The following is a 9,635-nucleotide window of genomic DNA, read 5'->3' on the forward strand; positions in this document are numbered from 1 at the left end:
TGTGAGGGACGCAAGGCCCAGCCCCGCCTGATAGAGCGTCAGGCTGCTGGAGGGGCAGGTGATGGCCCCGGCCGTCTGGCATGTCAGGTCCAGGCTGGCCGTGCTGGTCTGGGGCAGGGTTATGGCCTGTGGGGCCACATAAAGGCTTCCGTCGCTGCCCTGCGCCACAACCGTGCCTGCTGGTATGGTCTGGCCCGGCGCATTCACGACGGCCTGAACCGTGACGGTCGTGGCCGTGGCGGGGCGTCGGTCCATGAAGTAAATGTGGCCTATGGCATCCTGCATCCGACCGGAGGAAGAGGCAGGGTCCACCCCGTTGAAAACGGCCAGCATGGCCGAGAGGAAATCGCCCAGAATGGCGGTTTCTGAGATCGCAATCTGCCCCTGTGGGGTGGACAGGGCCGTATTGGCTCCCCTACCCAGAGCGGCATTCATGTCAGCCAGAACCCCGGCAAGGATGTCCTGCTCGGAGGGGGCGGTGAAGCCTGCATCGGTGAGGATGGGGGCCGGGACGTTTGTCGTGGCGTCAGAACTGGGCATGGTCCATGCTCCCATCACTGAAGGTTACGAGAATGACGCCGGTGAGCTGCCGGTCTTTCGTGGGGTTGGCGAGGTGGCAGGTGGCCGCCGCCACGCCGGGGACGGACATGGCCGCATCCTCGATCTCAGAGGCGTAGAAGGAGAGGTCCACGTCCGAGCGCAGGATGTCCGTGTCGTAGGGTATGCCCTGCCCGGTGTCGTAGATGACCTCGCCCAGCCATGTGCGGGCGGCGGAGCATACGTCCTGAAGGATGGCCGCCCTGTCGTTCAGCACGACGAGGTTTCCGGTGCTGTCCAGTGAGAGGTCCCAGTCATTGGTGAGGGAGAGGGTTTTCATGGGTACTCCGGGCATAAAAAAACCCTCCCGGTGGGGGAGGGGCGCAGTTATTATTCATTATGTTTTATTGGCGGTGGGGAGCCATCTTTGGGAGATGATAAGACTCTCATCACCAGAACTCCCAAGCCAATGAAGACAGTAGTTGTAGCTACAACGCTGGCTATGTATGGGTGCTCGTGCATGGCCAAAGTATACGCAGCGTACAGGCAACTAAGACCGAAAATCAGGCCTGTGGCGGTTCTGGAGAGATCACTGAAAAAGGAGAACAATTGCGCACGATGGGCTGTCTTGTTCTGCGTTTCATTGTTTTTCCGGGCCATGGCCAAGATGAGCTCTAGAACCTCACCGTCCTTCCCAATTCTTGAATAAGCCTCTAAATCACTGGCAGGCGGTAGAGGACCAGCGTGTAGTTTCTGAGTGTGTACAACTTGATGAGAGGCCTGAACGATCCTGTCCTGTATGCTTCCCCCGCTGAGAGAAACGGTGTGTACATTCCCCGTAGGGGGGGAATACTTCTTGGGAGGCTCTTTCTCAGAGCTGGTCATTTGGTGGATATGGCTTTCTCTGATGCGAGGTGGTTGTCGTCTGCTTTTCGCATTGCAGATCGTAGGGAGGCCCCAGTCTGTCGCCATGCCGCAGCCGTAAGGGAATCGGCTGATGTTGCTGTATAAGAGGCGGGCGCGCCGCCAAGGGAATACATGGCGGCAAACACACCCACGACATTCTGACAGATATGCCTAGCGATGTGGGCCATCACAATCCTCCTGAATGTGTAAGATATCTTTGTAGTAAGATTTATACCAAATTGGCGAATGTGCAAGTATGTGCTGTTATCATCGTTGCAGGCAATAATCGGATGTGGCTCTTATGACACCCGGGCCATCCCCGCAAAGGTGGGGAACACATTCGAGCCGCCCCCCAGAATGGTCAAGCCGCTTCCTTTCGGCTTGTTTTTATGTATAACCTAATTATGGATACGCCAATAGGGGTTACACCTAAAAAGAAGAAGCGTGGGCGACCAGCAACAGGGAAAGATCCATTGTTGACAGGTCGTGTACCGGTTTCCTTAATTACGGCTTTAGAAGAATGGGCGCAGCAGCATGGCATTACCCGTTCCGAAGCCATTCGCCGCCTCATCCAGCGAGGACTGGCGGCAGAAAAAGAGGAGTAGTTACGTGGAGAGAACCTTGAAGAACGCAGGTGTTGCTTTTGTTCTGGCTTTTGGGCTGTTGGGACATGCTCTCCCGGTGAGGGCTGAGGGTAATGACGATCAGGTCAACAAGCTGATGCAATCCATGCAGGCTGTGGCCCAACAGGATCAGGAAGATAGCAGCATTAAGTCTGCTGAGCTGAATCTCCAGCTTAACAAGCGGGTGGTTGCGATCACACGGAATTCAGTAGGCCCCCAAAGCAAGGCTGCCTTTCAAAAGGCCATCAGGGCCTGGATGGCCTATCAGCAGGCAATGGGTGATGCGGTTGAGATATCCTATACTGAAGCTGGCGGGCACGGGGGAGCAGCAGCAGCCGCACATTGTAATATCATGGCGGCTCAAGACCTTCTGAAAGTTCTGGATCAGTTCTACGGGAAGTAAGGGCTTGAGTCGGGAAAGTAGGAGTACATCATGAGGAAACTAATGCTCATCACCGCCGCCGTGCTGGGGCTGGCGGGGACGGCTTGGGCTGAGGATGCTCTTGAAGAGATGGCAAAGCATGATCCCTCCATTGCCAAGATCATTCAGGAAGAAAAGGCAGACGGAACTTATAGACATCCTGCCTTTGAGCCATCCAAAGAGGATAGGGATGCTGTAGCCGCCCGCCTAAATGCTGAAACAGAGATTCATCTGAGGAAAATGGGCATGTCGCCCGAGACGGCAAAATTGGCTGTATGGGGAGCATCTCATAGACCCAATAGTGCCTGCGCCCATTATGTCCGGCAGCTCACGGCTGATTATGACAGTGGGGCAGACCGTGGAGGGTACGATGAAGACCTTGTGGCCGCCATCGAGCACTCTGGCACCTGCGAGCGTAAGAACCTCGATTAAGAGGGTGGAGAGGTCTTGCTCCCGCCGGACTGCACGCCGCCATGCGTATGCTGCTTGAGCGAAATGCCGCCCGCCTTCACATCCCCGCTTGTCTCGATGTCGCAGTTTGCGGTCACTTTGCCTGCCTCGATTGAGACAGTGCCCGGTGTTACAATGCGCCATCCACTATCCGTGGCCTGAATGAACTGATCCGGCCCGTTATTCAGGAATCCGCCCACATAGACACAGTCCTGCATGGCGAACTGCCGGAACGAGGCGGGGGGAGAGGGTTGCCGTGTGGTGACGGCATGGGTGTGATCCCGGCCAGAAATGACGATGAAGCCAATGTCCCCCGGCTTGGGGTCGATGATGAGGGCCGAACTGCCGCCCTGGATGCGGAGATAGGGGACGTTGTGGATGATCTGGCGAGGGTGGGCCTTGCCCTGTTTGTCCTGCTGGTGGACCATCGGCTGCACATCCACCATGCCAGTGATGGAGGCTGCCCCGGCCTTCACGGCCTTCACCTGCACCAGCATGGAGGGGCCGATCTTGCGGATATGGTCCTGAATCCGCCCGTTCATGATCGTGTTGAGATTGATCCCGGTTCCCGTGCGGTCCCAGTAGGGGGTGTTGTTTGTTGGCATGGGTCTTCCCTAGCTACATACGTTTAGGGGGCGGCCGGGATGGCTGCCCCCTTTCTTGTCAGGCCACCTCATCCTTAAAGCGAATGGCGGATTGCCCAAGGGCTACGGCCGCATTGTGCATCCTGACCCAGTGGCCGCCCGTGCCCTGAAAAAAGGGGCGAGCCACAGCGGAAGGATAGAGCCACTTGCCGGACACGGCGCAGCGGTGGCGGGGGATGCCCAGCTCCTCGCACAGCTTGCGGAGTGTCCGGCCAACCTTCTGTGTCAGGCCAGATCGTCCTTTCTGTACGGCCTTGTATTCAATCAGCCAGCCGTTGGCCGTCTTGTAGTCCTCCACCAGTGAGAAGCCCTGCTCGGCCAGAATGGCCCGCACGATGTTTGGTCCCTCCGTGCGGAGGGCTTTGGCGACAACGCTTTTCACGATGCCACCGGTTGCCTGCGCTGTCAGAGCCTCGGAGGAATCCGGGATGTAAGACCCGGTGCGGCGAATTGTCGGCAGGATGGTATCGAAAACCAGAGCCTCGAACTCCTGCGCCGCTGGCAGCTTGGAGCGGACAATCAGCCGCATCACGTCACCTTCCGTCAGAACACGGACTTTCTGGGTTCTGCCGAGGCTATCGGAGATGGGGTAACGTTTTGTTACCCCACGGCAGTGATCGTCCATTGCCTTGCTGGAGTTGGAAAATCCCAGCGCATCGCAGATGTCTTTCCCCACAAAGAGAGGCTCACCGTCTTTCTGGACGACACGCACATCATGGCCGGAAAAGGAAAAAGGAATGATGTTGCTCATGCGGCTTCTCCCATTGCAATGCTGTCGATAGTCCGCATTTCACGGGTCAGCATGTCGCCATGGTATTCCGTATGATTGAGAATCATCTGGACGAAATCATATGCCTGAGCACCGTCATCGTCCGGCTCCGGGATCATCCCCTCCAGCGCATCGAGCAGTAGCGTCATATGGTTGGTGAACTCTTTGGCAGAATCAATGACGTTCCGAAGCGGGATTTGCTGCAATGCAGCCGGTATTGTGGTATTTTTGGCATCAGCCATGACTGAAGTACCTTTCAGTTAGGGGTTAGGGGCGGTGCGAGGTGTTCCAGACCTTGCGCTGCCCTGTTTTTTTCTCTACAGAAAAATAATGGACAACGCAATAATAAAATCTACAGAAAAAAAACGGGGCAGGGGGCGGCCACGTAAAGACACTGTGGCGCAGCATTTCACGATGGCTGTTTTTTTATCTGAGTTGATTGATGAATGGGCGCAGCGGCATGGTGTCACTCGCCCGGAAGCCATCCGCCGCCTTATCCAGCGGGGGCTGGAGAGTGAGAAAAAGGAGTGACCATGAAGAAACTAATGCTCATCACCGCCGCTATCATCGGGCTGTCCGGCGTGGCTTGGGCAGATGATGGACTGACCCTTGCCCAGAGGAATGAGCGGCAAATGGAAGCCAACAGGAAGGCGGCGATGGCCTCTTGTGGCCCTCGTGGCTGCGTGCAGTCCGAGATTGTTCCCTCTCAAAGCGATTGGGATGCCGTTTCAAATCGTATGGCTGCGGAAACAGAGATCCATCTGCGACAAATGGGCATGTCTCCCAACACGGCCCGGAAGGCTGTGTGGGCAACGCAACACAAGCCCTATAGCGCATGTTCTCACTATGTGGCCCAGCTTACGGCTGATTATGAGAATGGCCTAGATCGGCCCGATTATGACGACAAGCTCATTGCGTCTGTCGAGCATTCTGGCACCTGCGAGCGCAAGAACCTCGACTGATCATTTAACAGCGATCTGCTGCCCTACATTCGCCATCTGGCAGTCCACGAATGTGTGCCAGTTTCCGCCCGGTATTTCAGCCGTGACTTCATGGGTGATGCTGTATGGCAGCCAGAACCCGTTCCACGGAGCCGAGGCGATGCGCTGTCCCTGCTGGTTCAGGCCGTTTTCTCCGGCCACCCACCCGGCAGGAGTGTACTCTTTTACCACCTTCACGGGCTGATAGTAGGCGATGTCGGGGCGGAGGAAGCACGAAAAAGAAATCCCGGCCCGGTTGTAGGCTGGGTAACCGATCAGGCCTGTTTCTGGGGAAATAAGGGGGATTGTTCTCGCCAACATATCTTTTGTGACGCCGCCATATGTCGGTCCCCATACCTCAACGGTCCCACCTAAGGGGGCGGCTCCTTCGACGGCTGGGGCGTTGATATTAGTGAAATTATATGTCCCCCCGCAGTCCTCGACCGTTCTTCTGATCTGGTCTAGCGTCGTGCCCTCGGCATAGTGGTTGTGCAGGGTCGAGTGCCTTCCCCAACCGCCATGGTCGATCAGCTGGAAACCGGCTGCTGTGCAAATATCGCTGAGGATAGACACAACCGACCGAGGCCCCCGATAGCTGATCGGGTCTGGCACCACAGCGGCCATGATAACGCTTGTCATGGCGTGGGCACGGAATACCGGCTCCCCGCCGTTCAGGTCGGCAGATCCTTCCGTCAGCAGGCCGGTGAACAGGGTCGTCAACGGCTTTCCGTAATCCCCGACCCGCACGGTCACGGTGGAATTGCTCTGGTTCACCGTCCGGGGATTTTCAGCGTTGGGGTAGTTGGCGACGTAACAAAGCTGATTCATGTCGTTGATCGACATGCCCCAGATTTCAAGCTCAAGCTCGGAGCCGACGCTCATGCCCGCATGTGAGACAATCGCTTTGATGCGGTAATCGCTTTCCAGCGTGAGGCTATCCGTTGTGCCATCTGGCAGGGCGATGTTGAAGGTGACAGATATCTGCTTGCGGGTGAATGACAGGCTTTGAGGGATAGCCCGGAGATGTTCGCTCATGCTGCACCATCGTCGTAATTAAGAATAAAACGCTCTCCGACCCCATCATAATAGGGGTCTTCATTGCCCTGCGTATCAGTGAAGTAGAGCTTCCCCGGCAGAAGGGAGGCGGCGTTGCGGATTAGGTCAACCCCGTTCAGGCAGAGAGCCCCCATTATCAAGGGCTGTCCGTTCATCCGTACATCCAGATAAACGCCTGTGGAGAGCTGCCGGAGCCATAAACTGATCTGACGCCCGGAGAGGGCGCAGGTAACGCTCTGTGCCGGGACCGGCTGTAGAGGGATGGAGTAGATCACGTTTTTTATCCCTGTGCCTGCGGTGTAACGGCCCCGCCATTCTGGGTCTGTGCCCCCTGGGGGTGCTTCACTGTCACCCAGCCGGTCTTTTTCGTGCTTCTGACCTCTTGCAGCGTCACATCAGCCACGATCATATCCACGCCGCCTTCCGCTTTCCGGTCAATACGGTAGCTGATGATGTTGGCGTGCTTGTAGACCCGCTCTGGCGTTGCCACGAAGTAGAGGTTCGTATCCTTCACAAGGGCGGCCAGAGTGGCGACAAAGTCTTTCCGTACAGTGTCCGGACCGTCCCCGAGCAGACCCCGCACAAAACCGGGAAGCAGGTTCTCAACAATGCTGCCTGTCTCCGAGCCGTCGCAGATGAAACGGATTGTCGCCGTGAATGGTTCATAGACCTTGTTATAACTGGAGAAATTCCCCAATGCCTGAGGCGACTTCGATATGGTGGACTCCTCATGAATCCCGAGGCTCTCGACATGCGCCGCAGACAGGATGCGGTCAGGCCTTCTGCCGATGATATTGTCCAATCCATCACCCAGCACCCGGGCGACGGGGCTTGCCTCCCGGTCCTGATACCGGCGGAATATGCCCCACTGCCGGGCGGCCCGCTGGATCGCCCAGCCATCAATGGCTGACCCTGCGAAGCTGGTCAGCGATGCGCTTAAATCAGCCATTTTATCCTATCTTCCCAGTCTCATGCCTCGCCAGTGCCTCTGATGCGCCCTGCCGGGCCATCCGGCGGATTTCATCCGGCGTGCCGACCCCGCCATTCACCGACACGTTGATGGTCGGGCTGTGCGTGGTCGTGTTGTGATGCACGACGTTCCCCGTCTCATAGTTCCGTCCGACCCGCATCAGGTAATCCGAGGTCTCACGGGGAAGGTAGGACCGCCACTGGTCGCCGTGCCTTCTCAGGTCCTTGTCGAGGTTGCCCGGCCCCCAGTTGTAGGCCGCCAATGCCTTCATCTGGTCGTGGTATTTCTGGAGGAGCTGACCCAGATATTTCTGACCGGCTGCCCATGACTGGTCCGCATCAAACGGGTCCGTGACGCCGAGGTCTCGTGCCGTGCCCGGCATGAGCTGGAGCAGCCCCTGTGCCCCCACAGAGGAGACGGCGTTGGCGTTCCCGCCGCTTTCCTGCATGGCGACGGCACCAGTCAGGCGTTCGAGATCGACATGGCGCAGGCTCACAGCATGGGGCCTGCTCATGTCGTAATCGTCGTCAGCTCCCAGCTCATGAGGGGTAAGGGCGGCAACGGCAACCCCGGCAGGCCCCGCAAAACGGGAGGCTGCCCCCAGAAGGCCGGTCCCAGCCGCTGCCCCACCCCCAATCCCTGTCAGGCCCCGCACGATACGGAGGAATGACCTCGCTGTTAAGATACTCGACAGCACGGTGAGCGCAGAGGCAATTCCAGCCACGCCGTCCGCAATCTCCTGCGGGTGCGCTTTCTCAATGGCGATCAGGGCCTGCAAGAAACTGTGCAGGGATGGTTCCAGATCAGAAAAGACCCGCTGCATCACCTGATCGGTGTTGGCTTTCAACTCCGTCCAATCGGACAGAAGCTGCTCTCCCTGCCTGATCTGTTCAGCGGTCGGGCCGAGGCCCGCGAACCGTTTTTGCAGGCCGTCGTAGTCACGGCGGGTGACTAGGTTGGTGACTGCGGTGCCACCTCCGAGCTGCTGCACATAATTGTCCTGCACACCCCGTGTGAGGCCCTGGAATCTCTGCGAATGGGCGAGTTGATCGAAGATGTCGGCCCGGACCCGGCCATTCCTGTCGAGATAGTCAACCCCGGTAAGCTGGCTCAGGCGGGTAAGCTGGGCCAGCCCTTCATTCGTGCTGGCCTTGCTCTGGATACTCTTGAAGAACCCGTCCACGTCCGAGGCGGCCCCGCCAGAGGCTTTCATGGCCTCATGAAGCTGCGTCAACTTCTGTGGGGCAATGTCAAGTTGCCGGGAAAGGCTGCCCAGGGCCGTGTTGGCGGCGGCAATGTCGTGGGTGAAGGAAGCGATACCAGCCCCGCCCGTGAACAGGGCGATGGCCCCGAGGGCCTCACGACGTAAGGCGGCGAATGAATCCGCTCCTTTCTTGCCCACTCCTTCAAGGCTTTTCCCGGTTTTCTCGACGGCTTTTTCGGTTCTGTCGAGGCCGTCCTGTGCCTGCTTTGCGCCCTTCACAAGGCCAGAGCTGTCCATCAGGATCTGTACGGTCAATACGTCAAGAATAGCCATTTACACGCTCCACGGCCGCAATTTCCCAGAGAAGCCACATGTCTTCGCTGTCGTAGACGGTCTTCAGCTCATGCAGTGTCGCCAGTCGTGCCCCCATCACCAGAGAAAGGGGGGCCGAGACATTCACGCATCGGGCTGGTTTTCGTCCACCAGCTGCCCCCGAAGAGCTGCGATCATTGGGTAAATCTGGTAGATTGCGGCCCTGAAAAAATCCACGTTCAGCTTGAATGCCTCCGTGCGCAGGGCCGGTATGGTGTTGGCGTCTGCAATATCCGCATCAATGATGGGAGCAGGTTCCACGGATGGATTGCCGGGGTCCCGTCGGATTTTCACGCAGTCCATCAGGCCCTGGAAGGCCATGTCGCACTCTTCGTCGCTGAGATGGGAGAAGAGGGCCATGCTCTGGCCGGAGAGGCCCGCAATGCCGCTATCCAGAGCCTCCCGGGGTGTCCGTGCTCCGGAACGCCCCAGAGCACGGACGACATTGCGCGCCCAACGGTCTGCCGTGAAGGCCGACATACGGGTGATGATGAACTGCTTGCCCGCATCTGGGCCTTCAGCAGGGGACCATTCAATGCTCTTCATGTCTTAAATCCCCGAAGGCAGGACATTTTCCCACCGGATGTGAATGGACCGTTCCTCCAGAAGCTCGCCACCATTCGGGACGGCGGACAGTTCCAGCACGCAGCCGGAGACAAACGTATATTTCCGGTTGAAACCTCTCAGCCTCAGCTCGCCATTC

15 protein-coding genes are annotated in these 9,635 nt (G+C 57.8%); 4 read left to right on the top strand and 11 right to left on the bottom strand.

Annotated elements, in window-relative coordinates; translation table 11 throughout:
- On the bottom strand, positions 1-540 hold a 540-nt coding region (locus NQF87_RS08490; protein WP_266127982.1), incomplete at its 3' end, for a baseplate J/gp47 family protein.
- Complete coding sequence (locus tag NQF87_RS08495) at positions 527-892, bottom strand: hypothetical protein (RefSeq protein ID WP_266127983.1); 366 nt, start codon at positions 890-892, stop codon at positions 527-529. The genes NQF87_RS08495 and NQF87_RS08490, both read right to left, overlap by 14 nt.
- A gap of 1,160 nt (positions 893-2,052) precedes the next feature.
- Between NQF87_RS08495 and NQF87_RS08500 the strand changes: the two genes are divergently transcribed.
- Both NQF87_RS08500 and NQF87_RS08505 read left to right on the top strand, forming a co-directional pair.
- On the top strand, positions 2,053-2,469 hold the full coding sequence (locus tag NQF87_RS08500) for a hypothetical protein (RefSeq protein ID WP_266127984.1): 417 nt from the start codon (positions 2,053-2,055) through the stop codon (positions 2,467-2,469).
- Positions 2,470-2,499: 30 nt separating this feature from the next.
- Positions 2,500-2,919 (top strand): hypothetical protein, encoded by a 420-nt coding sequence (locus tag NQF87_RS08505; protein WP_266127985.1) that lies wholly within the window; start codon positions 2,500-2,502, stop codon positions 2,917-2,919.
- Here the strand turns inward: NQF87_RS08505 and NQF87_RS08510 are convergent.
- From NQF87_RS08510 to NQF87_RS08520, 3 genes are read right to left on the bottom strand one after another with little or no spacing between them, the layout of a single operon-like run.
- Positions 2,916-3,542: a Gp138 family membrane-puncturing spike protein gene (locus NQF87_RS08510; protein WP_266127986.1), complete on the bottom strand. Its 627-nt coding sequence runs from the start codon at positions 3,540-3,542 to the stop codon at positions 2,916-2,918. The two genes, NQF87_RS08505 and NQF87_RS08510, sit on opposite strands and share 4 nt — an antisense overlap.
- A 58-nt stretch (positions 3,543-3,600) precedes the next feature.
- The gene (locus tag NQF87_RS08515; protein WP_266127987.1) at positions 3,601-4,332 is read right to left on the bottom strand and encodes a BRO-N domain-containing protein; all 732 of its coding nucleotides are present in this window, start codon (positions 4,330-4,332) and stop codon (positions 3,601-3,603) included.
- Positions 4,329-4,592: a hypothetical protein gene (locus NQF87_RS08520; RefSeq protein WP_266127988.1), complete on the bottom strand. Its 264-nt coding sequence runs from the start codon at positions 4,590-4,592 to the stop codon at positions 4,329-4,331. Before NQF87_RS08520 ends, NQF87_RS08515 begins: the two co-directional genes overlap by 4 nt.
- Before the next feature lie 154 nt (positions 4,593-4,746).
- On the opposite strand from NQF87_RS08520, the gene NQF87_RS08525 reads away from it, so the two are divergent.
- Positions 4,747-4,881: a hypothetical protein gene (locus NQF87_RS08525; protein WP_266127989.1), complete on the top strand. Its 135-nt coding sequence runs from the start codon at positions 4,747-4,749 to the stop codon at positions 4,879-4,881.
- 2 nt (positions 4,882-4,883) lie between these two features.
- Entirely contained in the window at positions 4,884-5,312 is a 429-nt protein-coding gene (locus NQF87_RS08530; RefSeq protein WP_266127990.1) for a hypothetical protein, read from the top strand.
- Here the strand turns inward: NQF87_RS08530 and NQF87_RS08535 are convergent, their stop codons facing one another.
- From NQF87_RS08535 to NQF87_RS08560, 6 genes are read right to left on the bottom strand one after another with little or no spacing between them, the layout of a single operon-like run.
- Positions 5,313-6,365 carry a hypothetical protein gene (locus NQF87_RS08535; protein WP_266127991.1) on the bottom strand — a complete coding sequence of 351 codons (1,053 nt, stop codon included), beginning with the start codon at positions 6,363-6,365 and terminating at the stop codon, positions 5,313-5,315. It lies immediately after the preceding gene.
- Positions 6,362-6,661: a phage baseplate plug family protein gene (locus NQF87_RS08540; RefSeq protein WP_266127992.1), complete on the bottom strand. Its 300-nt coding sequence runs from the start codon at positions 6,659-6,661 to the stop codon at positions 6,362-6,364. Before NQF87_RS08540 ends, NQF87_RS08535 begins: the two co-directional genes overlap by 4 nt.
- Positions 6,662-6,666: 5 nt before the next feature.
- Positions 6,667-7,335, bottom strand: a complete 669-nt coding sequence (locus tag NQF87_RS08545; protein WP_266127993.1) for a hypothetical protein — start codon at positions 7,333-7,335, stop codon at positions 6,667-6,669.
- A 1-nt stretch (position 7,336) separates the two neighbouring features.
- Positions 7,337-8,893, bottom strand: a complete 1,557-nt coding sequence (locus NQF87_RS08550; protein ID WP_266127994.1) for a lytic transglycosylase domain-containing protein — start codon at positions 8,891-8,893, stop codon at positions 7,337-7,339.
- Positions 8,880-9,020, bottom strand: a complete 141-nt coding sequence (locus NQF87_RS08555; RefSeq protein ID WP_266127995.1) for a hypothetical protein — start codon at positions 9,018-9,020, stop codon at positions 8,880-8,882. The genes NQF87_RS08550 and NQF87_RS08555 overlap by 14 nt, the downstream gene beginning before the upstream one ends.
- Positions 9,017-9,478, bottom strand: coding sequence for a phage tail assembly chaperone (locus NQF87_RS08560; protein WP_266127996.1), 462 nt, complete (start codon positions 9,476-9,478; stop codon positions 9,017-9,019). The genes NQF87_RS08555 and NQF87_RS08560 overlap by 4 nt, the downstream gene beginning before the upstream one ends.
- Positions 9,479-9,635: the final 157 nt, after the last annotated feature.

The sequence above is a fragment of the Bombella dulcis genome (genome assembly GCF_026385505.1).
Lineage (GTDB): Bacteria > Pseudomonadota > Alphaproteobacteria > Acetobacterales > Acetobacteraceae > Bombella > Bombella dulcis.